The sequence below is a fragment of the Micromonospora musae genome (assembly GCF_003626635.1).
GTDB lineage: Bacteria > Actinomycetota > Actinomycetes > Mycobacteriales > Micromonosporaceae > Micromonospora > Micromonospora musae.
The window spans coordinates 347074-373462 of sequence record NZ_RAZT01000008.1 but is presented as its reverse complement, the minus strand read 5'-3'; the positions used below and the strand labels follow the sequence as shown (position 1 = coordinate 373462).

At 73.2% G+C, this 26389-nt stretch carries 18 protein-coding genes; 8 read left to right on the top strand and 10 right to left on the bottom strand.

Translation table 11 applies throughout. The annotated features are described in order from the left end of the window. Positions 1–6: 6 nt before the first annotated feature. Entirely contained in the window at positions 7–858 is an 852-nt protein-coding gene (locus tag D7044_RS18270; RefSeq protein WP_120689614.1) for a carbohydrate ABC transporter permease, read from the top strand. Then, entirely contained in the window at positions 855–1880 is a 1026-nt protein-coding gene (locus D7044_RS18265; protein WP_120689613.1) for a glycoside hydrolase family 43 protein, read from the top strand. Before D7044_RS18270 ends, D7044_RS18265 begins: the two co-directional genes overlap by 4 nt. A 278-nt stretch (positions 1881–2158) precedes the next feature. Here D7044_RS18265 and D7044_RS18260 read toward each other — a convergent pair whose 3' ends face one another. Further along, positions 2159–3664 (bottom strand): amino acid permease, encoded by a 1506-nt coding sequence (locus D7044_RS18260; RefSeq protein WP_233565025.1) that lies wholly within the window; start codon positions 3662–3664, stop codon positions 2159–2161. Positions 3665–3981: 317 nt separating this feature from the next. On the opposite strand from D7044_RS18260, the gene D7044_RS18255 reads away from it, so the two are divergent. Both D7044_RS18255 and D7044_RS18250 read left to right on the top strand, forming a co-directional pair. Then, complete coding sequence (locus D7044_RS18255) at positions 3982–5640, top strand: glycoside hydrolase family 10 protein (RefSeq protein WP_120689612.1); 1659 nt, start codon at positions 3982–3984, stop codon at positions 5638–5640. A gap of 177 nt (positions 5641–5817) precedes the next feature. Further along, complete coding sequence (locus D7044_RS18250) at positions 5818–6360, top strand: phospholipase (protein WP_120680497.1); 543 nt, start codon at positions 5818–5820, stop codon at positions 6358–6360. 508 nt (positions 6361–6868) lie between these two features. Here the strand turns inward: D7044_RS18250 and D7044_RS18245 are convergent. Next, positions 6869–9715, bottom strand: a complete 2847-nt coding sequence (locus D7044_RS18245; RefSeq protein ID WP_120689611.1) for an ATP-binding protein — start codon at positions 9713–9715, stop codon at positions 6869–6871. 253 nt (positions 9716–9968) lie between these two features. Next, entirely contained in the window at positions 9969–14402 is a 4434-nt protein-coding gene (locus tag D7044_RS18240; RefSeq protein ID WP_120689610.1) for a S8 family serine peptidase, read from the bottom strand. A 336-nt stretch (positions 14403–14738) separates the two neighbouring features. Here D7044_RS18240 and D7044_RS18235 point away from each other — a divergent pair, with 336 nt between their 5' ends. Next, positions 14739–15734, top strand: coding sequence for a helix-turn-helix domain-containing protein (locus D7044_RS18235; protein WP_147434683.1), 996 nt, complete (start codon positions 14739–14741; stop codon positions 15732–15734). Beyond that, positions 15731–16726 carry a helix-turn-helix transcriptional regulator gene (locus D7044_RS18230; protein ID WP_158610016.1) on the top strand — a complete coding sequence of 332 codons (996 nt, stop codon included), beginning with the start codon at positions 15731–15733 and terminating at the stop codon, positions 16724–16726. The genes D7044_RS18235 and D7044_RS18230 overlap by 4 nt, the downstream gene beginning before the upstream one ends. A gap of 17 nt (positions 16727–16743) precedes the next feature. On the opposite strand, the gene D7044_RS18225 is transcribed toward D7044_RS18230, so the two are convergent. Beyond that, complete coding sequence (locus D7044_RS18225) at positions 16744–16959, bottom strand: FmdB family zinc ribbon protein (protein WP_120680487.1); 216 nt, start codon at positions 16957–16959, stop codon at positions 16744–16746. A gap of 56 nt (positions 16960–17015) precedes the next feature. Between D7044_RS18225 and D7044_RS18220 the strand changes: the two genes are divergently transcribed. Together D7044_RS18220 and D7044_RS18215 are read left to right on the top strand one after the other, a co-directional pair. Further along, positions 17016–18578, top strand: a complete 1563-nt coding sequence (locus tag D7044_RS18220) for a lytic transglycosylase domain-containing protein (protein ID WP_233565024.1) — start codon at positions 17016–17018, stop codon at positions 18576–18578. 73 nt (positions 18579–18651) lie between these two features. Beyond that, positions 18652–19668: a GNAT family N-acetyltransferase gene (locus D7044_RS18215; RefSeq protein WP_120680483.1), complete on the top strand. Its 1017-nt coding sequence runs from the start codon at positions 18652–18654 to the stop codon at positions 19666–19668. A 16-nt stretch (positions 19669–19684) separates the two neighbouring features. On the opposite strand, the gene D7044_RS18210 is transcribed toward D7044_RS18215, so the two are convergent. The 6 genes from D7044_RS18210 to D7044_RS18185 all read right to left on the bottom strand — a co-directional run bounded on the left by D7044_RS18210 (position 19685) and on the right by D7044_RS18185 (position 26355). After that, positions 19685–20191, bottom strand: coding sequence for a helix-turn-helix transcriptional regulator (locus D7044_RS18210; protein ID WP_120689606.1), 507 nt, complete (start codon positions 20189–20191; stop codon positions 19685–19687). Positions 20192–20702: 511 nt separating this feature from the next. After that, entirely contained in the window at positions 20703–21686 is a 984-nt protein-coding gene (gene hemB / locus D7044_RS18205) for a porphobilinogen synthase (RefSeq protein ID WP_120689653.1), read from the bottom strand. A 16-nt stretch (positions 21687–21702) separates the two neighbouring features. Continuing rightward, positions 21703–23283, bottom strand: coding sequence for a bifunctional uroporphyrinogen-III C-methyltransferase/uroporphyrinogen-III synthase (locus tag D7044_RS18200; RefSeq protein ID WP_120689605.1), 1581 nt, complete (start codon positions 23281–23283; stop codon positions 21703–21705). Further along, positions 23280–24248 (bottom strand): hydroxymethylbilane synthase, encoded by a 969-nt coding sequence (gene hemC / locus D7044_RS18195; protein ID WP_120680477.1) that lies wholly within the window; start codon positions 24246–24248, stop codon positions 23280–23282. The genes D7044_RS18200 and hemC overlap by 4 nt, the downstream gene beginning before the upstream one ends. Continuing rightward, positions 24245–25588 carry a glutamyl-tRNA reductase gene (locus tag D7044_RS18190; protein ID WP_120680475.1) on the bottom strand — a complete coding sequence of 448 codons (1344 nt, stop codon included), beginning with the start codon at positions 25586–25588 and terminating at the stop codon, positions 24245–24247. The genes hemC and D7044_RS18190 overlap by 4 nt, the downstream gene beginning before the upstream one ends. After that, a complete protein-coding gene (locus tag D7044_RS18185) occupies positions 25585–26355 on the bottom strand; it encodes a redox-sensing transcriptional repressor Rex (protein WP_120680473.1) in 771 nt (256 codons plus the stop codon). The genes D7044_RS18190 and D7044_RS18185 overlap by 4 nt, the downstream gene beginning before the upstream one ends. Positions 26356–26389 lie beyond the last annotated feature (34 nt).

Here is a 26389-nt window from a genome sequence, read left to right as displayed (position 1 = left end):
ACCGCCATGACGACGCCCACGCGCACCGCACCCGCGCACACGCTGCGCCGGGTCGGGCTCTACGCCATCCTCGTAGCGCTGGCCCTGGTCTTCCTGATCCCGCTGGCGTGGATGGTCATCACCTCGCTGAAGACCTACGACGGCGCCCAGCGAATCCCGCCGGACTGGCTGCCCGACCCGCTCTCCGGGTACGGCTACCAGCAGATCCTCACCAACTCCGCCAATCCGGTGCTGCGTTGGTTCCTCAACAGCATGCTGGCGGCCACGCTGCACTCGCTGCTGGTGCTGGCGACCGCCTCGATGGCCGCGTACGCCCTGGCCCGGATGCGGTTCCGTGGTCGCGGGGTCTCCTTCGCGCTGATCGTCGGGACGCTCTTCATCCCGCCGACCTCGCTGATCATCCCGAATTTCCTGATCGTCGACTCGCTGAACTGGATCGACACCCTCGCCGTGGTGATCGTGCCGGGCGCGGCGAGCGCGTTCGGCGTCTTCTTCCTGCGGCAGTTCTTCCTCTCCCTGCCGAAGGAGTTGGAGGAGGCGGCCGTGCTCGACGGCGCGAACCAGTGGCAGATCTTCTACCGGGTGGTGCTGCCGCTGTCGAAGCCCGCCCTGGCCACCCTGGCGGTGCTCTCCTTCCTGACCAACTGGAACGACTTCCTCTGGCCGATCTTCGTGCTCTTCAGCCCGGAGAAGCTGACCCTGCCGCCCGGCCTGGGCCTGCTCCAGGGCTCGTACGTGACCGACTATCCGGTGATCATGGCGGGTGCGGTGCTGGCCAGCGTGCCGGTGCTGATCCTCTTCGTGCTCGCCCAGCGGCACATCATCCAGGGCGTGTCGCGCAGCGGCCTGAAGGGATGACGGCCGGAAGGCTCCGGCGACGCGGTGCGGCGGCGGTTCTCGCCGCCGCACTGCTCGTCTCCGGCTGCGGCGACGACACCGACCGACCCACACCCACGAGTACGGGGAGTGACCCGAGCATGTTCACCAACCCGGTCATCCGGACCGACGCCCCCGATCCGCAGGCCATCCGGGTCGGCGACACCTGGTACCTGTTCCACACCAACGCCGACGGCCGGAACGTGCCGGTGCACACCTCCGCGAACCTGACCGACTGGACGCCGGTAGGGGATGCCCTGCCGGAGCTGCCGGCGTGGGCGGACGCGGGGAAGACCTGGGCCCCGGAGGCGATCCAGCTCGGGCCGGAGTCGTTCGTGCTCTACTACACCGTGGCCGGCAGGGAGGCGGGACGGCAGTGCGTGGGGCGGGCGGTGGCGACCTCGCCGCAGGGTCCGTACCGGGACGACTCCGCCGGCCCGCTGATCTGCCAGCCCGAGCTGGGCGGGTCGATCGACGCGAGCCCGTTCCGGGACACCGACGGCAGCCTGTGGCTGCTGTGGAAGAACGACGGCAACGCCATCGGAGTGGACACCTGGATCTTCTCCCAGCGCCTCTCCGACGACGGTCTGAGCCTCGTCGGTGAGCCGACGAAGCTGCTGAAGCAGACCGAGCCGTGGGAGGGAACCCTGATCGAGGGGCCGTTCCTGCACCGCCAGGAGGGCCGGCTCTACCTCTTCTTCGCGGCGAACGCGTACGACCGGGCCGAGTACGCCGAGGGGTACGCGATCTGCGAGTCGCCGAGCGGCCCGTGCGTGAAGGCTCCGGAGAACCCGATCCTGAGGAGCAACGAGGTGGCGTCCGGGCCGGGGCACGCGTCGATGGTCGTCAAGGACGGGCGTACCTGGCTGCTCTACCACGCCTGGCCGCCCGGCCAGGAGGGCAGCGTCGACCCGGGGCGGCAGACCTGGCTGGACGAGGTCGTCTGGGAAGACGGCAAACCCGTCGTGAAGGGCCCCACCAAAACCCCCCAACCCCGCCCCTAACCCCCGCCACCCGCACCGCGCACGCCCCCACCGTCCCGAACCCCCGCACCCGCGTACCCGCGTACCCGCGCACCCGCGCACCCGCGCACCCGCGCACCCGCGCACCCGCAGCGTCCCGCACTTTCACGGAAAGAGTGGCCATCCAGCGTCGGATGGCCACTCTTTCCGTGAACGAGGCCGCGCCGCGGGCGGGGCGGCGCGGGCGCGGGGCGGCGCGGGGTTGGCGCGGGGCGGGGCGGGCGCGGAGCGGGGCGGGTGGGGGCTGGTGGGTGGTGGGGTCAGGGGGTGGAGGAACGGGGTGCGGGGACGGGGCTCGCCTCGCGGCGGGCCAGGCGGTTCTTCCGGTAGCCGTAGCCGAAGTAGATCAGCGCGCCGAGGAGCATCCAGGCCAGGAAGCGCAGCCAGGTCTCGACCGAGAGGTTGAGCATCAGGTAGACGCAGGCGAGCGCGGAGACGATCGGGAGCACCGGCGAGAAGGGCACCCGGAACGGCCGCTCCAGCTCCGGGCGGGTCCGCCGCAGGATGGGCACCGCCAGCGACACCAGCACGAACGCGCAGAGCGCGCCGATGCTCACCAGGTCGGCCAGCGCGGAGAGCGGCAGGAAGCCGGCCAGCACAGCCACCCCGACCGTCATGATCGCCGAGATCCGGTACGGGGTGCCCCAGCGCGGGTGCACCTTGGCGATCGACGGCGGGATCAGCCCGTCCCGGGAGATGGCGAAGCCGATCCGGCCCATGGCCACCAGGTCGACCAGGATCACGCTGGTCAGGCCGGCGACCGCGGCGATCGAGACGAGGATCGCCGCCCAGCCGGCCCCGACCGACTCGAAGGCCGAGGCGATCGGGGCGCCCCGGTCGATCTCGGTGTACGGCACCATGCCGACGACCACCAGCGAGACGCCGATGTAGAGCACGGTCGAGATCAGCAGCGTGCCGAGCAGCCCCAGCGGCAGGTCCCGGCGCGGCTTGCGGGTCTCCTCGCCGAGGTTCGCCACCGCCTCGAAGCCGGTGTAGGCGAAGAAGACCACCGCTGCCGCGCTGAGCACCCCGACGAAGCCGAAGACCGACGGCTCCAGGCCGAAGATGGCCTGGGTGACGGGCTGCTTCAGGCCGCCCTCCCCGTCGGCGGCCGGTTCGGCCGGCGGAATGAACGGGGTCAGGTTCGCGGCCTTGACGAAGAAGAGGCCGGCGACGGCCACGAAGACGCAGATCGCCACCTTGACGACGACCAGCAGGTTGGTCACCCGGGCGGACTCCCGGATGCCGACGATGCCGATCACGCCGAGGACCAGCACGACGGCGAGGGCGCCGATGTTGACGACGCTCCCCTCCTCACCGAACCAGGTGGTGGGGAGGTCGAAGAGCTCGGCGAGGTAGCCGGACCAGCCGCGGGCCACCACTGCCGCGCCGAGGGCGAACTCCAGCAGCAGGTCCCAGCCGATGATCCAGGCGACGATCTCGCCCATGGTCGCGTACGCGTAGGTGTAGGCGCTGCCGGCGGTCGGGACGCTGGAGGCGAGCTCGGCGTAGCAGAAGGCGGCGAGCAGGGCGACCACGCCGGCGATGCCGAAGGAGACCACCACGCCGGGACCGGCGCTGTCCCGTGCCTCGATGCCGGTGAGCGTGAAGATGCCGGTGCCGATCACGATGCCGATGCCGAAGCCGGTGAGGTCGAGCGCGCCGAGGCGTCGCTTCAGCCCGGGTCGGCCGTCGGTGCCGTCGGCGTCGCCCTGCGCGAGCACGTCCTTGATCGGTTTCGTACGCAGCACGGACACCGCGCTCACCCCTCCCACCGTCCGACCACCCGCGTGGCGGTCGGTGACCGCCGTTGCTACCCAGCACGCATCACCGTCAATCACCGCGCTTCGGACGCCGCCCACCTCCCGGACCGGCGTGCGCGCCTCCCGGGCCGGCGGCACGCGGGAACGTGGCGATCACCGCAGAGACGGCGGATCGGACGTACGGGCAGATCCAGGGCAGGCCCTTGCGCGGACGTACGTCGATATGAAAATTTCCTACCAGCGGCATATAGCCGACGGCGGATGTTGCCGAGGTCGCCGCGACGAATCCGGCACGGGAGCCCCAACGAAGGGACACACCCATGAAGGCAACTCGGCTCGGCGTCGCCGGGCTGGCCGCGGTCCTGCTCGGCGCGCTGGTCGCCGGCACCCCCGCGGCCGCCGCGCCCGACGCGGCGAGCACCACCACCGTCAGCTGCGACACCGATCCGGCGACGCCCAAGCGGCAGTTCCGGGCCCTGTGGATCGCCTCCGTCACCAACATCGACTGGCCGAGCAAGGCCTCCCAGACCGCGCCGGAGCAGGTCGCTCGGCAGCAGGCCGAGTACCTGGAGTGGCTCGACCTGGCCGAGCGGCTCCACCACAACGCCGTCGTCGTCCAGGTCCGGCCCACCGCGGACGCGTTCTGGCCGTCGCCGTACGAGCCCTGGTCGGAGTACCTGACCGGGGTCCGGGGGCAGGACCCGGGCTGGGACCCGCTCGCCTTCCTGGTCAGCGAGTCGCACAAGCGCAACCTCGAGTTCCACGCCTGGTTCAACCCGTACCGGGTCTCCATGCCGGCTCCCGGCGGCGCCGGTGCCGACCTCGACCAGCTCGCCCCCGGTCATCCCGCGCGCCAGCACCCGGACTGGACGTTCGCCTACCCGCCCGCCGGGGTGGCCGGCAGCCGGCTCTACTACGACCCGGGCGTCCCCGAGGTCCGCGAGTTCGTCCAGACCGCCATGATGGACGCCGTCAAGCGGTACGACATCGACGGCGTGCACTTCGACGACTACTTCTACCCGTACCCGAGCGGCACCCACCAGGTGCCCGACGACGACACGTTCGCGGCGTACAACCGGGGCTTCACCGACAAGGCGGACTGGCGGCGGGACAACATCAACCTGCTGATCCAGGAGATGAACGCCAAGATCAAGGCGGTCAAGCCCTGGGTCAAGTTCGGGGTCAGCCCGTTCGGCATCTGGCGCAACGCCTCCGCCGACCCGCTCGGCTCGGACACCACCGGCAGCCAGTCGTACGACATCATCTCCGCCGACACCCGTAAGTGGGTCAAGCAGGAGTGGATCGATTACGTCGTGCCGCAGCTCTACTGGTACATCGGCCAGTACCCGGCCGCCGACTACGCGCGACTGGTGCCGTGGTGGGCGGAGACCGTCCGGGGCACCCGGGTGCAGCTCTACATCGGGCAGGCCGACTACAAGAGCGGCGACCCGGCGTACGGGGCGTTCTGGATGAACCCCCGCGAACTCTCGGACCACCTGACGCTCAACCGGTCGTACCCGGAGGTGCAGGGCAACGTGCACTTCTCGGCCGTGCAGGTGCGGGCGAACCGGCTCGGCGCCACCGACATCTACGCGTCCGAGCACTACTCCCGCCCGGCGTTGATCCCGACCATGTCGCACCTGCCGTCGAAGCCGTTGCTGATGCCGGTGGTGACCCGGTCGGCCCGACAGGACGACGGGGTCCGGCTGACGTGGCGGCAGCCCGCCGACGGGGTCGGCCCGTTCGGTACGGCGACCTCGTACGCGATCTACCGGTTCGATGGAGTCAAGGTGGCGGGTGCCTGCGACCGCGCCGACGCCGCGCATCTGGTGCAGACCGTCCGGGCCACCGGCGGCGGAACGCAGTCCTGGGTGGACAGCACCGCCCAGCCCGGCAAGCGGTACACCTACTACCTGACCGCCCTCGACCGGCTGGCGAACGAGAGCCCGGCCAGCCCTCCGGCCTTCGTCCTGCGCTGACCGGAAGTCGACCGCCCCGGGCGCCCCGCGCGCCCGGGGTATTGGTCTGTTTCAACGGATGTCACCAATAGTCGGGGGCGATGCAATATCCGCGCCCATCTATTGATCGAGACTGATCGGCACCCGGTAACTCGCCGGTAACATCCGTCGCACCCGCACACCCCCGCGGAGGTACCAGTGCCCAGACGACTCACCACCCTCCTCGCCTCGGGCGCGCTCGCGCTGCTCGTCGCGCTGGGAGTCGCCGCCCCCGCCAGCGCCGCCGTCACCCCGGCGCAGAAGCTCTCCGTCCTCTCCAGCTGGACGCAGACCAGCGCCGGCAGCTACAGCTCGTGGAACTCGGCCCGGCTGAACAAGGCCCCCTGGGCCGAGTACGCCTTCGACTGGTCCACCGACTACTGCTCGTCCAGCCCGGACAACCCGCTCGGGTTCAGCTTCGAGCTCTCCTGCTACCGGCACGACTTCGGTTATCGCAACTACAAGGCGATGGGCCAGTTCCCGGCGAACAAGTCCCGCCTGGACAACGCCTTCTACTCCGACCTGAAGCGGGTGTGCGCCACCTACAACGCGGTCGTCCGCCCGGCCTGCCTCAGCCTGGCCTGGACCTACTACCAGGCGGTCAGCATCTTCGGCTCCCCCGCCGCCGTGAACCCGGCCGACATCGACCGGGCCGCCAAGATGAAGGCCGACGCCGAGCGCCGCGCCGGGCTGCGCGCCTGACCCGATCCGATCCGCCGGGATCACCGGTGCCGCAGGCCAGGGTCCGTGCCACCGGAAGACCGGCGGCACGGGCCCGCCCCGGCACGCCCCGGCACGCCCCGGAACCACCGCCGGCGCGCCGCGTGCGGAACGCCGCGCAACCGCCGCGCGGGACGCCGCGCAACCCCCGTGCGGGACGCCGCGCAACCCCCGTGCGGGACGCCGCGATTTCCCCGAAACTGCTGCCTCCGGAACGGCCGAGGCCGCAGCTTCCCCGAAGTTGCCGCCTCGGCGTGAGCCACCGGACGCCGGATGGCCGGGCATGCCCGGCACGCGCGGAGCTCCGATGGTCGCCACCTCAGCGCGCGGCCTCAGCGCGCGCCCCTCAGCGCGCGCCCCTCAGCGCGCGCCCCTCAGCGCGCCCCCTCAGCGCGCGAACGTCGGCAGGCCACCTCAGTGCGCGCCCTTCAGTGCGCTCCTCGGCGCAACACCTCAGTGCGCGGCCCGACGGGCGGTCAGGCCCGTTCGTTCAGGCCCGTTCGCTCTGGCCGGCCGGGCGGCGGTCCGGCTCCGGGGCGGCCGCCTGGCGCGGCGCGGGACGTACCGGCGTCGCGCTGAACCGGGTCGAGTCGGCCGCCAGGTCGGGGTGCTCCACGTCGAGCGCGAGCGCCGCCGCCTCCTCCAGGCTCAGCTCGGCCCCCTCGCCGTAGGCGTCGTCGAAGGCCGCGTCGCCCAACCGCTCACGCAGCGCGGCCTGCTGCTCCGCCCAGTAGCCGGCGTAGATGCCGGACGCGCAGCGCAGGTCGGCCCCGGTCGCCTGGGCGGCGCCGAAGAGCCGCGCGGCGACGACCAGGTCACCGCCGGCCGCGCAGCGCACCGCCACCGCGTTCAACGTGTCGCAGGCCCGGCCGTGGAAGCCGTGGCTCATCCGCGACCGGAGCGCGACCAGCAGGTGCTCGTGCGCCGCGATGAGGTCGCCGCGCGCCAGCGCGACCATGCCGAGCAGCATGTCCACCGACCGCCGGCCACGCTCCAGCGGGCGGGCCGCCTCCACCGGTCGGGCCGCGCCGAGCAGCTCCGCCGCCTCGTCGAGGGCACCGCGCCGCCAGAGCAGCTCGGCCAGGCTGTAGACCGCGAGCAGCGCGTCACCGAGCACCTCCTGGCTCTGCGCCCAGTCGATGACCTCCCGGCAGACCCGCTCCGCCTCGGCGAGCTGTCCCATGTCGACGAGCGGGGCGGCTCGACCGGCCAGCACCCGGGCCAGCAGCCCGGCGTCGCCGGCCTGCCGGGCCGCCGCTTCGGCCCGCTGGGAGTAACGCAGCTCCTCGGCGAACTCACCGTCCGCGCCCGCGTGCAGCGAATGCATGTGGTACGCGGCGGCCAGCTCGGCCTCGGCGATCCGCTCACCGGTCTCGGCGATCCGCCCGTAGAGCCGGAACAGCCAGAGCCGCCCCTCCCGGGCCAGCCCCCGCTCTCGCCACCACTGGTCGAGGCCCCCCGCGAGCCGCAGCCCGGCCGCCGCGCTGCCGCCCGTGGCGCACCAGCGCAGCGCGGCCCGCAGCTCACCGGCGAGCGGGTCGAGCGCGTACAGGGAGAGGGTGACCGGGCGGGTGTCCGGGCCCAGGTGCGCCTGCTCCAGCGCGTGCGCCGACCAGGCCACGTGCCGGTCCCGGGCGGCCTGCTCCTCACCGGCCTCGGCGAGCCGACGTGCCGCGTACGCCCGGATCGGGTCGAGCATCCGGTAGGTGCACCCGGAGGCGTGCGGCTCGGCCAGCACCATCGACTTGTCCACCAGCACGGAGAGCGGGTCGAGTGGATCGTCGCCGAGCAGCCACTCCACGGTCGCCAGGTCCACCGGGCCGGTGAAGACGGCCAACCACCGCAGCAGCCGGGCGGCGCGCGGGCCGAGCGTCCGGTACGACCACGTGACGGTGGCCTGCATGGTGAGGTGCCGCTCGGTCGCCGAGCGCTGCACGGCCCGCGTCGCCGGAGTCGGCGGGGAGGCCCCGGCCGCGGCGGCCACCAGGTCGACGGTGTCCTGCTGGTTCCCCATCCAACTGCGGTCCACCGGTGGCGGCTCCGGGTTCTCCCGGCCGGCGTCCAGGGTGCCGAGCACGTCGTCGAGGCGTTCGGCGAGCTGGCCGACCGAGAGCACCCGCAGCCGGGCGGCGGCGAGTTCGATGGCGAGCGGCAACCCGTCCAGCCGCTGCACCACCCGGCGCAGGTCGGCCGACTCCGCCTGCTCCGGCGACCGGCCGCCGCGCGCCGCGGCCGTCCGGTCCAGCAGCAGAGCCACGGCGTCGCTCTCCGCCCCGTCCGTGCGGGGCTCCACCGAGAGCGGCGGGATCCGCCACACCACCTCGCCGGGCAGGCCGAACGACTCGCGGCTGGTGGCCAGCACCCGCACTCCACGCCCACCGGCGAGCAGCCGCGAGATCACCTCGGCGGAGGCGGCGGGCTGCGCGTCGCAGGTGTCCAGCAGCACCAGCATCCGCCGGGCGGCGGCGTACTCCACCAGGGTGTCCACCATCGGGCGGCCCGGCTCCGGGCGCAGCCCGAGCACGGCGGCGATCTCGAACGCCACCAGCCCCGGATCGGTCACCGCGGCGATGTCGACGAACCAGACGCCGTCCGGGTACGCCTCGACGACACCGGCGGCCAGCTCGACCGCGAGCCGGGTCTTCCCGGCACCCCCCGCGCCGAGCACGGTGACGAGGCGGTGCCCCTGCACCAGCCCGCGAAGCTCGGCCCGCTCCGTCTCGCGGCCCACGAACGAGGTGACCTGGGTCGGCAGGTTGTGCGCCACCGCGTCGGCGGTCCGCGGGCGCGGGAACTGCCGCTCCAGACCCGGGGCGACCAGCTGGAAGAGGCGTTCCCGGTCGTCGAAGCCGCGTAGCCGGTGCAGGCCGAGGTCGAGCAGGGAGGCGCCGGCGGGCAGCGGGTCGGCCCGGCGGGCGGTTGAAGCCGAGCAGAGCACCTGTCCGCCGTGCGCGGCAGCGGCGATCCGGGCCGCCCGGTGCACCTCGGGACTGGCGTACTCGCCGTCGCGTGGCTCGGCGTAGCCGGTGTGCAGGCCCATCCGCACGCGCGGCGCGGCCTCCGGAGTGGGCCAGTCGTGGCTGGTCAGGGCGCGCTGGGCGGTGAGGCAGGCGGTCAACGCGGCGGTCGCGTCCGCGAACGCCAGGAAGAACGAGTCACCCTCGGTCAGCAGCTCCGCGCCGCCGGTCCCGGCCAGGGTCCGGCGCAGTAGCCGCCGGTGTTCGCGCAACACCGGGCGGTACTCCGGGCCGAGCAGCTGGGCGAGCCGGGTCGAGCCCTCGATGTCGGTGAACACGAAGGTCACCCACCCGGTCGGGAGCTGGATCCGTTCCGCCATGCGTCGAACCTCCGCCCGTGACGTCGGCTTCATGCTGCCCGAAGCCGAGCGATCACGCATCGTGAGAACGGCCCGGCCGGGCTCGGACTCAAGGTGCCACTCGGCCTCGCCCAGGGCAAGGCCGCCCTCCGCTCGGCGCAGCTCCGATGGAGTTCCGGTCGCGGGGGGACGGCCCACGAACGGGCCGGGCCAGCCCCGCCGGAGACCGGGTCACCGGTTCCGACGAAGCTGGCCCGGGAAAGGGCGGCGGTCCTCAGCCGGTACGCAGGGCGACGTTCACGGTGTTCTTCGCCCCCCGGATCGTCGTCACCGTCGTCGCCGGCTGGTATCCCGGGGCGACCACGGTGACCTGGACCTGCTGGTTCTTCGCCAGCCGCAGCTCGTAGCGGCCGTCGGCGTCGGTCACGGCCGTGTAGCTGACCGGCCCGCAGCCCGGCTGCCCGGGACGGTCCGCCGGAGCGGCCCGGTGCTCGCCGCAGACCGTCACCGTCGCACCGGCCACCGGGTGACCGGTGCCGGCGTCGGTCACCGTGCCCCGCAGCGTCGCCCAGTTCGGCGGCGCCTCGAAGTGCCCGGTGACCGCGACGTCGCCCGCCGGGTACGGCGAGTCGGTGAGCACGACCAGCCGCGCGGCCTGCTTCCCCGGCTGGGTGACCTCGTCGCCGTCGACCCGGACGGTCACCCGGACCGACCGGCCCGGCGCCACGTCGAACTCCCGCCTGTCCACCGAGAGCCACGGCACGTCCGCCGTACCGCCGCAGTAGTCGTACCCGGGCAGCATCTCGGCGCTGAGCTGCGGGTTCCACAGGCCCACCGAGCCACCGACCCGGTAGACGCCGCAGGCCGTGGCGGCGTCGGAGGTCGGAAGGTTCACGTTGGGCAGGTGACCCCAGCTGTCCGAGACCGGGTCGTACTCGATCGCCTCGTTGGTCAACGTGGACCCGTCCTGCAGGCCGCTGAAGAGCTGCAACTTGTCGTACGCGCCGCTGGCGCCCATGGTGAAGACGGCGTAGGGCGCGTCCGCGCCCCGCTTCCAGGCCCCGGTGGCCGGGTCGAAGAGGAAGGTGGACGCGACCACGTTGTCACCGTCGTACCCGCCGGCGCAGACGACCCGGCCGGCGACCCCGGCGCAGCCGGGAGCGTTCACCCCGATCGGGTAGTCGGCGAGACGGGTCCACGAGTCCCGGCTCGGGTCGTAGCGGTAGACCGTCGCGGCGTGCGCCGGGCAGGACTCACCGCAGCCCCCGACGACGTAGAGCCGCCCGTCGAGCGTCGCGATCGCGGCGTCGCTGACGGGTTGCGGCAGGTCCGCCGCCCGTCCCCAGGAGTCGTCGGCGGGATCGTAGACGTAGACCGTCTTGAGCACCGTGCCCTGCATGCTGGTGCCCCCGACGAGGTACATCCGGTCGTCGAGGAAGACGCCGGCGCCGTTCGCGACCGCTTCCGGGGAGTCGGCGATCGGGCTCCAGGTGAGGGCCACCGGGTCGTAGACGTACCCGGCGCGGGTCATCCCCTCCAGGAACGCGGTGGTGCTGCCACCAACGGAGTAGAGCTTGCCCGCGTGGTAGCCCGCGGCGTTGTAGAGGATCCGGGTCGGGTAGTTGGCGATCCGGGTCCACGGCCCGACGGCCGGCGTCGCCTCCTCCGGGGTGGCCGGCTCGGCCGGCTGGACCGGCTGGCCGGCCGGCGTCTTCGGCAGCGGACCGGTCCTCGGCGGATCCACCTTCACCCGCCGCAGCGGCGCGCCGGGCTGCTCGGCGACCCGTTGACCGGCCGGGCCGGTGGGGGTGACGACCTGCTCGCCCAGCTTGACGTGCACCGGAGTGGTGCCGTCGTTGGTGAGGGTGAGGGTACGGGTGGCCGACTTCCCGAGCCGCGTGGTGACGTCGAGCTTCGTCCCACCGACCTTCAGGTGTCCGGCGCGCAGGCGCCAGTCCTTCGTGGTGACCCGATCCGGCGACACGGCGACGCGCGCCTCGCCGGTGGCGTACCGGGGGTAGCTGACCGTGAAGGTCGGCTTCGGCTGCGAGGCGAAGAGCCAGTAGAAGCCGTCCGGCAGGTTCGGGTCGAGCGGCGTCGCGGCGCTGGCCGCGAGTTCGCTCCGGCTCGCCTTGTCGACCAGCTTCGCACCGTTCACCGGGGCACCGGTGTTGTCGTCGCGCACCACCCCGGTGACTAGGCCGCCGGAGGTCGGGACGCAGGTGCCGACGCTGACGTCGTCCACCTGCCAGAGGGCGATGCCGCTACCGGCGTAGTGGAACCGCAGCCGGGTCCGTGCCTGGCCGGCGGCCTGCGGCAGCGGGACGCTCAACAGCCCAGCGGCGTTCTCGATGCCCTTCTCCCAGACGCTGGTCCAGGTCGAGCCGCCGTCGACGCTCAGCTCGATGCCCACCCGCGCGGTCCCGGCCTCACCCAGGTAGAGCGTCTTGAACGCGAGTTGCGGCGCGCTCTGCTCCGAGAGGTCGACCACCGGCGAGACGAGGTAGGTGTCCTCCGCCGCGAGGTCGTTGTGCCAGGAGTTGGCGGAGGCGAAGCCAGCGGTGCCGCCGGTGACGTTGTCCAGACCACCGGGGGTGTCGAACTGCCAGGCGGGCCCGGAGCCGAGGTTGTTCTCGACCGTCCAGCCCGCCCGCTTCGCCGGGTCGGTCCAGCCCTCGAACTCCGCCCGCAGTGGGTACGCGTAGCCGGGTGCCAGACACGCCGTCTCGTCGATCTCCGCCCGGACGTCCTGGACCACGGCACCCTCGCCGACCGGCACGTCGATCGCGCTGGTCCGGTAGCCCGGATAGAGCGGCGTCACGCTCAGGTGGTACGTCGAGTCGGCCGGCAGGGTCAGGTCGTAACGGCCGGTCCTCGGGTTCGTGAACCACGGTCCGACCGGCAGGCCGGGCGCGCTGATCCGGGCGTACAGCGGCCAGCCGTGCCCTGAGTCGTCGGTGACCGTTCCGCTGACCTTGACCTCGGCGCTGCGCTGGAGCCGGACGTCCCGGGTGGCGGTGGCGTCGGCGGAGACGGTCACCGACGCGGTGCCGTCGCCGTAGCCGTACGCGCCGGCGGTGACGTCGTACTCGCCGGCCGAGAGCGTCGCGGCGTAGCCGCCGTCGGCGCCGGTGGTGACCGTACGGTGGATCGAGCCGCTGATCCGGACCTCGGCGCCGCTGATCGGCTCGCCGGTCTCCGCGTCGGTGACCGTGCCGGTCAACCGGCCCGTCTCGCCGCGCGGGGCCTCCGCGATCGCGGCGTACGCGTCCAGCTTGCCCTGGCCCCAGACGTTGTTGTTGCTCGGTGTGCCGCCGCAGGTGGTGTCGTTGACGTCGACGGCGACCTGGTCGAACACGGTCGTGGTCTCGTCGATGTCACCGATGAGGTTCGGCGCGGCCGACCAGAGCAGGGCGATCGCGCCGGCCACGTGCGGGCTCGCCATCGACGTGCCGCTGAGCACGCCGTAGCCGCCGCCCGGAACGCTGGAGCGGACGTCGACCCCGGGGGCGGCGATGTTCGGCTTGGTGATGCCGTTCGCGCCCGGTCCCCGGCTGGAGAAGTAGCCGATCTTGCCGTTGACGTCGAACGCGCCGGCGCTGTACGTGGACGCGTAGTCCCCGGGGGTGCCCGAGGTGTCGCAGCCGTTCTCGCCCGCGTTGCCGTTGGAGAACATCGGGAAGATGCCGGCGGCCCGCCAGTCGGCGACGACGTCGGCGAACCACGGGTCGCTCGCGGCGCCGTTGTCGGTGCCCCACGAGTTGTTCACGATGTGCGGCCGCAGGTCCGCCCGCGGGTTCTGGCCGGTCAGGTCCGTCGGCGCCAGCATCCACTCCGCCGAGGCGAGCAGCGCGAAGTCGGAGCAGCTCCGCTCCTCGCAGCCCTTCGCCGCGATCCACCGGGCGCCGGGCGCGACCCCGATGTGGTTGCCGGGCCCGCCGTCGCCGACCATCGTGCCCATCGTGTGCGTGCCGTGGTCGTTGTTGTCGCACGGCGCGAGCGACGGCGACCCGCAGACCTGGGCCGGGTCGTACCAGTTGTGGTCGTGCGAGAAGCCCGCCTCGCCCAGGTTGCCCCGGTACGACTTCACCAGGGCGGGGTGGTCGAACTGCACGCCACTGTCGATGCTGCCCACGACGATGCCCTCGCCGCGCGTGCCGTCCGCCCACACCCGGTCGGCGCCGATCGCGTGCACGCCCCACTCCACCGAGTCGACGTCGGCGACCTGCTGGGCCTGCAACGGCTCCGGCAGCTCGTACGTGCGGTGCACCTGGATCGCGCTGACCTCGGTCTCCTCGGCGAGGGCCTCGGCCAGGTCCAGGGTTCCCTGGGCGACGTAGACGGTGTTCGAGGCGTAGAAGGTGTGGTATTCCACGCCCTCCGCCTTCAGCCGGCGGACGACGTCCGCCTGGCTCTTCTCGGCGGTCTTCCGCAGCGCGTCGACGACCGCCGTACCGCGCTCGTTCCAGTCCTTCACCGCCGACGCCGCGGAGAGGTCGGCGCGGGCGTCCAGGCGTACCCAGAAGGGCTGCGCCGGCAGCGTCTTCATGCTGGCCCGCAGCTCCGGCTGGATCTTCTCCGGCGCCGCCACGGCGGGCCGGCCCGCACCGTCGGCCACGGTCATCACGCCGGCCACCAGGCCGAGCGCCGCGACTAGGCCGACGAGCTGGGACCATCGCGCCCGCCGGGCGGCCCGCGCGGCGCTCATCGGGCACCGCCCGGCCGCAGCCCGGCGGTCACCGGGCCGGCGCACGGAGGCACCGGTTCGGGCGGCAACGCGCGCCGCCTCGTGAGGTTCAGGGGTGTTGCTTCGGGTGGCACGCTCCGCACTCTCCTCCGGTGAGTCGACTCACGACCGCGCCCGCCGGCTGAGCCGATCGACCATGGTCGCGAGCGCGTCCGGCACCGGCACAGATTTCCTGGCGAGCGCGCCTGCCGACGATGCCACCACTGCCGATGCGACAGAAGGTCGTTGCGCCGTCCGGTTCACGCCACCGGCGGGAACAGGATGGACATCAACCCGGGGTTGCCGCACGATGAACGGGTGCTGCGGATCTTGGGGGTCACGGCGGCCGAGCAGGCGCTCTACGAGTGGTTGCTCGAACGCCCCGCCGTCCCCCTCGACGCACTCGACCGGTTCGCCGCGGACCAGCCGTGGCGAGGGCAGGCGAGGTCGCTGCTCGCCCGGCTCGAGGAGCTGGGGCTGGCGCTGCGACTGCCCGGCGCCCCGGCGCGGTTCCAGGCGGTCGCGCCGGACGAGCTGGCCGACCCGCTGGCGCTCGCGGGCGAGCGCGCCCTCACCCGCGCCCGGGCCCGCCGCGCCCGGCTGGCGGCCGTGTTCCGCGCCGGCCGGCGCCCGCAGGACGCGGGGAACCTCGCCGAACTCCTGCACGGCAAGCAGGCGATCAAGCAGGCGTTCGCCGACGTCCAGCTCAGCGCCCGGCACGAGGTGTGCGTCTTCGACGCACCGCCCTACGTGGACGGCCCACCGCTGACCGACCCCGTCGAGCCGGGGCTGCTCCGCCAGGGCATCCGCTACCGCGTGATCTACGACCGGCGGGGCCTCGACGACCCCGACCGGCTCGCCGACTTCGCGCGCGGGCTCTCCGTGGGCGAGGAGATCCGCGTCTCCACCGTGCCGACCAAACTGGTGCTCAGTGACCATCCGCTGGCGCTGCTCCCGGTCCGGACCGGGAACGTCGAGTCGGCCATGCTCGTCCGTGACCCGGCGCTCACCGAGGTGCTCGGCGCGCTCTTCGAGCTGGCCTGGGACCAGGGCGTCCCGCTGCGGGTACGCGACGGTCACCCCCAGCTCGTGGAGGTCGGGGACGCGCCGTCGCCGGCCGAGGGGGAGCTGCTTCCGCTGCTCGCCGCCGGGCTGACCGACGCCGCGATCGCCGCCGCGCAGGGCTGCACCGAACGCACCGTGCGCCGCCGGATCAGCGCGATGCTGCGGCGGCTCGGGGCGGCCAGCCGGTTCCAGGCCGGCTACCAGGCGATCCGTCGCGAATGGATCACCACCTCGGTCGACCTGACGTGACGGTGCCGGCGCTTCCGGAGGGCGACCTCGCCGCGGCCGGCCTGAACGCTGTCGAGTCGGCGGCGTACGAGCTGGTCGTCGCGGAGCCCGGCGCCACGGCGGCCGAGCTCGACCGGTCCTGGATCCGCCGCGAGCCGCTGCGCGACGCGCTCGAGGCACTCACCGCCGCCGGGCTCGTCCGGGCCACGGAGAGCGATCCGCCGACCTACACCGCCGTCGACCCCGAGGTCGCCCTCGACGCGCCGATCCGGGCGTACGAGGCGCGGTTGCGGGCCGCCCGCAAGCACCTGCACGGGCTGGCCGCGGTCCACCGCGCGCACTCCGACCTGACCGACTCGACCGCCGTGCTCGAAGTGGTGAGCGGGCGCGAGGCGGTGCTGGAGCGCCTCGTCCGCCTCCGGCGTACCGCCGAAACGGAGATCCTCTGCCTGGACAAGCCCCCGTACCTCGACGGGTCCGGCACGACGAGCGGCGGGGTCGAGCTGCTCCGCCGGGGGGTACGCTCCCGCACCATCTACGAGCGCTCGTCGCTCGAGCAGCCGGGCGCCCTGCGCGGGCTCGAACAACTCATCACCGCCGGCCAGCAGGCCCGGGTGTTGCCGACCCTGCCGGTCAAGCTCTACCTGGCCGACGGCCGGTACGGCCTGCTCATCCGCCGCCCGCTCGACGAGCGGGAGAGCGCCGTGCTGCTGCGGCCCTGTGCGCTCCTCGACGCCCTGGTGCACCTCTTCGAGGGGCTGTGGCGCTCCGCCCTGCCCCTGCGGCCGTCTCCGGCCGCACCGCCGAGCCCCCGACGCACGGTCGAGCACCGAAGGCTCGTCGCGCTTCTGCTCTCAGGCCTCACCGACGAGGCGATCGCGCGCCAGCTCGGCGTCGGCTACCGCACCGCACAGCGACACATCGCGGCGCTGATGGCCTCACTCGGCGCCCGTACCCGGTTCCAGGCCGGGGTGCAGGCCGCCCGCCGGGAGCAGCAGGAACAGCAGCCGTAGGAGCGGGTCGTGCTCGCTCAGCAACCGCAGGCGCCACCGCAGCAGCCGCCACCGGCGGGCGCCGGGGCGCCACCGGAGGCGCCGCCACGGCCGGTGACCGCGACGGTGGAGAGCAGCTTCACAGTGTCCAGATGGCCCTGGGGGCACGCGGCCGGCTCGCTGGCCTGCACCATCGGGCGGTTGACCTCGAAGGTCGCGCCGCACGCGCGGCAGCGGAAGTCGTACCGTGGCATGCATTCAGCGTACGTGGGGGCCTGACGTGTCGCGAGGGATGGGTGATACTCGACGGGTGGACGGCGAGGACAGTTCGACCCTTCGGCCCCTGCGACCGGCCGCGCCGCTCGACGGGGCGATCGCCGAGTCCGGCGCGGCACCCGACCAGACACCCCGGCAGGTGCCTCGCCCCCGGCGTCCCTGGCTGAGATCCGACACTCCGGCCGAACCCGCGCCGACCGGCGACGCAGAATCCCAGCCGGCGGCCGCCTCCGACGCGCCCACGACGGGCAGCTCCGCCCAGCCGGCGAGCTCCGCCGCGAAGGCCGACGAGCCGGCGGCCGACGCCGACCCGAAGCCGGAGGGCACGCCGGAGACCGCCCAACCGGCACCGGACGCCCTCCCGAAGGCCGACGCCGACCCGAAGCCGGACGGCACATCGGGGACCGAGCCCGAGCCGACGGCCGCGGGCGCCCCGGCGACAGCCGACGCCGGCCCGAAGCCGGACGCCACGACGAAGACCGGGCCCGAGCTGACGGCAGCGGGCGCCCCGGCGACAACCGACGCCGAGCCGAAGCCGGACGCCACGCCGAAGACCGGCTCTGGGCCGAAGGCCGCGGGCGACGCGACGGCCGACGATCGGCCGGGTACCGAACCGAAGCCGGAGGGCGCGGCCGGGACGGTCGACGCGGCCACGAAGGTGGGGGCTCCGGTCGCCGCGCGCTCCAGCCGGCACCGGGTGCCGTTCGCGCACGCCGTACGCCTGCGTCCCCGCCGGGCCGCGACCGCCGCCGCCCGGGCGACCCGGGCCTGGTCCCGGCGGCCGAGCGGCCGGCTCACCCTGCCGGGGTTGTTCCTGCTCCTGCTGGTGGCGGTGACGGCCACCGCCGGGGCGCTGATCGTGCCGGCGACGGTACGCGCGCCGCGTCCGGTCGCGGCCGACGCCACCGCCGAGGCCGACGCCCCGATCCCCGGGATGTCGCCGTCCGGGCAGCCCGGCCTGCCCGGCAGCCCGCCGCCCACCACCGCCACTTCCGGCGCGCCGACCGCCCCGGCGGTCGGGGGACGCCCGGCGGACGCGCTGGCCGACTGGGCCAAGCAGGTCGGTCCGAAGGTCGGGATCCCGCAGGTCGCCATGGAGGCGTACGGCTACGCCGAGCTGGTGCTCGCCCAGACCAACCGCAGCTGCGCGCTGAACTGGACCACGCTGGCCGCCATCGGGTTCGTCGAGTCCTCACACGGGAAGGCCAACGGCGCCAGCCTCGGCCCGGACGGGCGGGCCATGCCGGAGATCATCGGCCTGCCGTTGGACGGGCAGGGCGACCGGATGCGCATCGTCGACACCGACCGGGGGCAGCTGGACAAGGACACCACCTACGACCATGCGATCGGGCCGATGCAGTTCATCCCGACGACCTGGAAGGACGTGGGCGTCGACGCCGACAACAACGGCGTGGTGGACCCGCACGACATCGACGACGCCGCCCTCGCCGCCGGCAACTACCTGTGCCGCGCCAGCCGCAATCTGAGCATCCCGACCGACTGGTGGAACGCGATCCTTTCGTACAACGATGTGCGCCCGTACGTACAGAAGGTCTTCGACACCGCAAATCAGTACGGACAGGCCAGCCGTACGTGAAGTGATCGTCTGCATACATTTGGAGAACTGGACACTTCCCCCGAGCTGTCGTTAGCGGCAAGCTAGACGGGTGATGGTGCGCGAGTGGGACGCCCGGACCGCGTCGTCTGCCGAGATCTCGTCGCTGCTGGACACGCTGAACGCGGTCCTCGCAGCCGACCTGCCGCAGGATCCACCGTGGCAGCGGAGTTCCCTGCGGGAGTACCTCACCGAGGTGATGCCGGGTCAGCGGCGGATCTCCTGGGTCGCGCACGCGGAGCCGAGGGGCGACGGGTCGCCCGGCGACATCCTGGGCCAGGTGCACGTGCTGCTGCTCGGCGACATCGGGGTGCTGGAGGTGCTGGTGCACCCGTCCGTGCGGCGCACCGGCCTCGGCCGGGAACTGGTCCGCGTCGCCGGACACCGGGTCTACCAGGAGGGCTTCTCCTCGATCGGTGTCGAGGTGGTCGGTGACACCCCCGCCGTCGGCTTCTACGAGTCCCTCGGCTTCGTCCGGGAGTACGTCGAGACCCGCAGCGTGCTTGACCTCTCCACGGTGGACTGGGCGGACCTGACCGGGATGGCCGGTGGGGTGGGCGCCGGTTACCACCTCGAGTTCCATCCGGACGGGCCGCCGGACGAGCTGATCGAGGCGTACGCGCGGGCGAAGGCCGAGGTGCGCGACATCGAGGACGGGGAGTTGCGTCCCAGCTCGTACGATGCGCAGCGGCTCCGCGACAGCCTGGACTGCCTGCACCGGCGGGGCATGCGGCCGTACATCGTGCTGGCCCTGCACGAGCAGACCGGCGAGGTGGCCGGCCTCACAGAGGTGGTGGTGCCGGCGCAGCATCCGACCCGCGCCGACCAGTACGACACCATCGTCGCGCAGGATCACCGGGGCTACGGGATCGACCGGGCGATCAAGGCGCGGATGCTCTTGGAGCTGCGTTCGGCCGCGCCGGAGCTGACCGAGGTGCAGACCTGGAACGCCCAGGCCAACGAGGCGATGTTGAAGGTCAACGCCGAGCTGGGCTACCGGCCCGACCGGGACTGGTGCGAATACAGCGTCGACGTGGGCGAGCTGGTGCACCGCCTCGACGCGTCGCGCTGAGCCGACGGGGCTGCCTTCACCCGTACCTGATGAGGCGTGGCGGTGGTGGAACGTTGCGGTACTTCGCCACCCGCACCTCCCACTGGCTCCGCCGCCGCATGGCGTCCCGGACGTCCCGGTCGCGGTAGAACGTCTCGGGCGGTCGCGCCAGCCCGTAGATGTCCGCCCACCACTCCCCCGGCTCCGGGTCGAGGATCGCGTCCAGGTGCGAGGGGTAGCGCCGTTCCGCCCCGTCGCGGGTGTCCGCCCAGTCCCGCATCGGCCTCAGCACCCGGCCGGACTCGTTGACGACGACGAGCCGGTGACCCGCGACGTCGATGATGCGGCAGAGCAGTTCGATGCTCGGCACGAGCCGTTCGGCCTCGATCCGCCCCACGGTCGCGTGGTGCACGCCCGCCCGGCGCGCCAGCTCGCGCTGGCTCAGGTCGGCGCGACGGCGGGCCGCCCGCACGATGCCGACCACCGGCCAGGGCGCGGCGGCGTCGCCCGTCTCCCCCGTGGGTTCCGTCGCGGCATCGCTCATCCCCCAACCGTCCCGGTCGGCGCCGTATCCCGCAATCCCGCCAGCGACGCCTGTGGACAACGCCGGGTCCTGTGGACAACTCCCCGCACTGGTGCTGTCTCCTCTCCGGGCCCGTCCCCGGTAGCGGCTCGACACGGCACGCTAACGCTGTGTAGCGAACAAGCGGGCGGGGCGAATATCACCGACAGTTACATCCCGGGTGGGCCGGCGAGTCGCGCCCAACTCCCAAACCTGAGGATTCGCCGCCTTGACCAGGGCTTTCTCGCCGAGGCCGGGGACCCGGAGGTACACCACTTCGCCGCCTTTGCTCTGCACCCCTATACGCGCCACTCACGCAGAGCAACTGGTGCATATAGGGGTGCAGAGCAAAGGATCCGCTGAAGGTACGGGGCGGAGGGCAGGGCATTACGCTCCGTTATGTCCAGGGACACGCCTGGGCCCGGCGCGTCCCGGCTCGGCAGGTGGCGCTGGAGCCACGCGCCGGCCGGAAAGCGACGCAAGCGCCCGCGCGTCAGTAACGTTCGCGGAGCAGCCGGGCGGCCTCGACGGCCCAGTAGGTGAGGATGATCTGGGCGCCGGCCCGACGGATCGACGTGAGCGTCTCCAGCATCACGCCCTCCCGGTTGATCCAGCCGTTCGCGGCGGCCGCTTCGACCATCGCGTACTCGCCGGAGACCTGGTAGGCGGCGACCGGCACGTCGACCGCCGCGCGTACCGCCGAGACGACGTCGAGGTACGGCAGCGCCGGCTTCACCATCACCATGTCGGCGCCCTCCGCGACGTCGAGCGCCACCTCGCGCAGCGACTCCCGGAGGTTCGCCGGATCCTGCTGGTAGGTACGGCGGTCGCCCTCCAGCGCCGACTCGACGGCCTCGCGGAACGGGCCGTAGAAGGCCGACGCGTACTTGGCGGCGTACGCCAGCACCGTCACCTCCTGGTGACCGGCGGCGTCGAGCGCCCGCCGGATCACCCCGACCTGGCCGTCCATCATCCCGGACGGCCCCACCACATGGACCCCGGCGTCCGCCTGGGCGAGCGCCATCTCGGCGTACGCCGCCAGCGTGGCGTCGTTGTCCACCTCGCCGTCGGGGCCGAGCAGGCCGCAGTGCCCGTGCGAGGTGAACTCGTCCAGGCAGAGGTCGCCCATCACCACGGTGGCGTCGCCGACCTCGGCGATCACGTCCCGGATCGCCACGTTGAGGATGCCGTTCGGGTCGAGACCACCGGAGCCGGACGGGTCGCGCTGCTCCGGCACCCCGAAGAGCATGATCCCGCCGACCCCGGCCTGAACCGCCTCGACCGCGGCCTTCCGCAGCGAGTCCCGGGAGTGCTGGAGCACTCCCGGAAGCGAGCTGATCTCGCGGGGGGCGGTCAGCCCCTCCTTCACGAACATCGGCAGGACCAGCTCGGCCGGGTCGACGCGGGTCTCGGCGACCAGCCGCCGCATCGCGGCGGTGCGGCGGAGGCGGCGGGGCCGGATCTCGGGGTACGACACGATCAACTCCTGACGGTTACCGGAACCTCAGCGCGGTCGGGCCCTGCACCTTCGAGCCGCGGCGCTGCTTGGCCGGCATGGCGGCGAGCTTCTCCCGCAGCTCGACGGCGTAGGCGGCGAGCGCCTCCACCAGATCGGGCACCGAGGCGTGCTGCGGCTGGACGTCGACCCGCAGGCCGAACTCCGTCGCGGTCTCCGCCGTCTTCGGGCCGATGACGGCCACCACGGTACGCGCGTGCGGCTTTCCGGCGATACCGACCAGGTTCCGCACGGTCGAGGACGAGGTGAAGAGCACCGCGTCGAAGCCGCCCGACTTGATCGCGTCGCGGATCTCGGCCGGCGGCGGCGCCGCCCGGACCGTCCGGTACGCGGTCACGTCGTCGACCTCCCAGCCGCGCTCGGTGAGCCCGGCGGCGAGCGTCTCGGTGGCGATGTCGGCGCGCGGCAGCAGCACCCGGCCGACCGGGTCGAGCACCTCGTCGTGCGGCGAGAACTCGGCCAGCAGGCCCTCGGAGGACTGCTCCTCGGAGGGAATCAGCTCCGGCTGGATACCGAACGCGCGCACGGCCTCCGCGGTCGCCTCGCCGATACAGGCGATCTTCACGCCGCCGAAGTGGCGGGCGTCGAGGCCGTGCTCGGCGAACTTCTCCCAGACCGCGCGGACGGCGTTCACCGAAGTGAAGATCACCCAGGCGTACCGGCCGTCGACCAGGCCCTTGACCGCCCGCTCCATCTGCGCCGGGGTACGCGGAGGCTCGACCGCGATGGTCGGCACCTCGCACGGGATGGCCCCGTACGCGCGCAGCCGGGCGCTCATCACACCGGCCTGCTCCTTGGTACGCGGCACGAGCACCTTCCAGCCGTACAGCGGCCGGTTCTCCCACCAGCTGAGCTTGTCCCGCTCGCCGACGCCCTCACCGAGGGTGAGCACCACCCGGCCGGTGAAGCCGAGCGCGGCGGCGACGAAGCTGTCCACCGTCGAGGTGGTCGTGTACTGCGTCTCGCCGGTGCCGTCCCCGGTCACGCCGACCGCCGTGGTGCCGTCCACCCCCACGGAGAGCAGACCGTCCCGGACGGCGGAGAGGTCGCCCGCGTCCACGGCGAGCGCGAGCGAGCCGCGGGTCACCGCGGCGGCCAGCGCCTCGAAGTCCAGCGCGCTGACGTCCTCGACGTCGGCCGCCGTGCGTACGCCCGGCAGCGGCACGCCCGCGTAGGTGGCGACGCCCTCGGCCTGCCCCACACCGGGCACCACCTCGAAGTGGGCGGCGGTACGGGCGACGGCCTGCACCTCCTTGACCACCGAGTCGTGCCCGAACGGGTCACCGGCGACCAGGTGGACCGCGTTCTGCCCGGCGCGGGCCGCGGAGATGAGTACCTTCGCCACGTCTCCCGGCGCGCCTTCCGCCGGGGTGAACTCCGCGTCCGCCCGCGCCTCGGCGCGTACGGAGGCGAGCAGCGACTCGGGTACTCCCCGGTCGTACACCACCTGGTCGGCGTCGACCAGGGCATCGTGCGCCCGGCGGGTCAGCAGGCCCGGGTCGCCGGGGCCGGCCCCGACGAACGCGATGCGGCCCACGGGCTTACGGGTGCGGGTCATTCTGTGCTCCCAATTTGCTGGGTCCCCGGGCCGGTGTGTCCTTCTTGGCCGAGGATCGTGTCGGCGCCGAGGTCGAGGAGTTCGGCAGCGAGCGCTTTGCCGATCTCCGCCGCATCGGCGGGCGTTCCGGTGCGGGACAGCCGGATCTCGCGGGTGCCGTCCGGGCTGATCACCGCCCCGCGCAGGTAGATCTCCTCACCGACGTCGCCCTCGGCGAGTTCGGCGTAGGCGGCGACGGGTGCGCTGCACCCGGCCTCCAGGGTGGCCAGCAGCGCCCGCTCCGCGGTGATCGCGGCGCGGGACGGCGCGTGGTCCAGTACGGCGAGCAGCTCGATCAGGTCGAGGTCGTCGGCCCGGCACTCCACCGCCAGCGCGCCCTGGGCGGGCGCGGGCAGCATCAGCATCGGGTCGAGCGACTCGGTGATCTCGCCGGCCCGTCCGATCCGGCTGAGCCCGGCCCGGGCCAGGACGACCGCGTCGAGGTCGGCGTCCGGGCCGAGTACGCGTCCCAGTCGGGTGTCGACGTTGCCCCGGATCGGGGTGACGTCCAGCTGCATCCCCAGCGCGTGCAGCTGGGCGATGCGACGCAGCGCACCGGTGCCGACCGTGGCTCCCGGCGGCAGCTCGGCGAGCGTGCGGCCGTCCCGGGCGACCAGCGCGTCGCGCGGGTCCTCCCGGGGCGGCACCGCCGCGATGTGCAGCCCGGGGGCGGGCGCGGTGGGCAGGTCCTTGTACGAGTGCACCGCGAAGTCGATGGTGCGCGCGACGAGCGCGTCCCGCAGCGCGGAGACGAAGACGCCGACACCGAGTCGGTGCACCGGCGCCTGCGAGCGGTCGCCGGCGGTGACCACCTCGACCAGCTCGACCGGACGGCCGGTGGCCGCGGTGATCGCCTCGGCGACGTGGCCGGACTGGGCCATCGCCAGGGCGCTGCCCCGGGTGCCGAGGCGCAGGGGGGTGCTCATCCTTCACCTCCGGAGGACGGGGCGGGGTCGGTCTCCATGACCTCGGGAACGGTGTCGACCGGAGAGGTCTGCGGCACCTCGAGGTCGAACAGCTCACGGAGCAGGGCGGCGTACTGGTCGCCACCGGGCTCCGCGGCCAGCTGGCGGACGCGCACGGTCGGCTGGTGCAGCAGCCGCTGCACCACCCGGTGCACCGTCCGGGCCACCTCGGCGCGCTGGTCGTCGGTGAAGTCCGGTCGCCGCTGGGCCAGCCGGCGCAGCTCCGCGCCGACCACGTCGTCGGCCCGCCCGCGCAGGGCGGCGACGGTGGGCGCGACGTCCGCGCCGCGCAGCCAGTTGAGGAAGCTCTCGACCTCGGTGGTGACGATCTGCTCCACGGCGGCGGCGTCACCGGCCGCCGGCCCCTCGGCGAGCAGGGCGGCCATCCGCTCGATGTCGATCACCTCGACGCCGGGGAGTTCGGCCACCCCGGCCGCCACGTCGCGCGGCACAGCCAGGTCGAGCAGGACCAGCGGCCCTCGGGCGGGGTCCCGGTCGGCCAGCGCCCGGGCCACCACCGACCGGGTGAGGACCGGTTCGATGGCCGCGGTGGCGGCCACTACGATATCCACTGTGGAGAGTGCGGCGGTCAGCTCGGCCATCGGGACGGCCGTCGCGCCGTACGACTCGGCCAGCCGGACGGCGCGGTCGGCCCCCCGGTTGGTGACGCTCAGCGGCCCGGCGCCGAGCCGGGCGAGGGTCGCCACCCCCAGCGAGCCCATCGCGCCGGCCCCGACCACCAGGGCGGGACGGCCGGCGAGGTCGCCGTCGAGATGAGTGGCGGCCAGCTCCAGCGCGGCGGTCACCACGCTCTGCCCGGCGCGGTCGATCCCGGTCTCGGCGTGCGCGCGCTTGCCCACCCGCAGCGCCTGCTGCATCAGCTCGTGCAGGAGGCGGCCGGCCGAGTCGGCGTCGGTGCCCCAGTGGTACGCGTCCCGGAGCTGACCCAGGATCTGCGCCTCGCCGACGACCATCGAGTCCAGCCCGGTGGCGACCCGGAAGACGTGGTTCACGGCGGCGGCGTCGTAGTGCACGTAGAGGTGGTTGGCGAGCGCCGTCGGCGAGCAGTCGGCCTGCTCGGCGAGGACAGCGCAGATGTCACCGAGACCGCCGTGGAAACCGGACACGGCGGCGTAGACCTCCACCCGGTTACAGGTGGAGACCAGCACCGCCTCGCTCACGTACGGCTGGGCGACCAGCCGGTCCAGGATGCGGGTGAACTCGGCGGGCGGCACGGCGAGCCGCTCCAGGGTGGCGACCGGGGCGGTCCGGTAGGACGCGCCGACGACGAGGAGTTTCACGTACCGATCGCCTCCTGGGAGTCGTTGGCCGCGAGCCCACCCGGCAGAGCGGTGAGGGCGGACCCACCGGTGGCGGGCAGCGCGGTCAACGACGCCTTGCGGTGCTCGTGGAACGACAGGATCTGCAGCTCGATGGCGAGGTCGACCTTGCGTACGTCGACGCCCTCCGGAACCGAGAGTACGCAGGGCGCGAAGTTGAGAATGCTGGTCACGCCGACCGCGACCAGTTGGTCGGCCACCGGCTGGGCGGCGGCGGCCGGTGTGGCGATCACGCCTATCGCTATGGACTCCTCGGCGGCGACCCGGGGCAGCTCGTCGACATGCTGCACTACCAGGCCGTTTATCTCCTCGCCCACTCGTGCCGGGTCCGCGTCGAAGAGCGCGGCGATCCGGAAGCCACGGCTGGCGAACCCGTCGTAGCCCGCCAGGGCGTGACCGAGATTACCCACGCCGACGAGGGCGACCGCCCGACGTTGGGTGAGCCCGAGCACGGACTCGATCTGCTCGATGAGCAGCGCCACGTCGTAGCCCACCCCGCGGGTGCCGTACGAGCCGAGGTGGGAGAGGTCCTTGCGGAGCTTGGCGGAGTTGACGCCGGCAGCGGCGGCGAGGCCCTCGCTGGAGACGGTCTCGTGGCCGGCGTCGGCGAGGTTGTGCAGGGCGCGGAGGTACTCCGGGAGCCGCGCGACGGTCGCCTCGGGCAGGTCGGGGAGCGCCGGTACGGCACCGGCGCTACCGGGCGCGCCAGGGTGACGGTGCTGACTCATGAGACTCCGTGCGGTGCGATCCTCGGCCAACTCC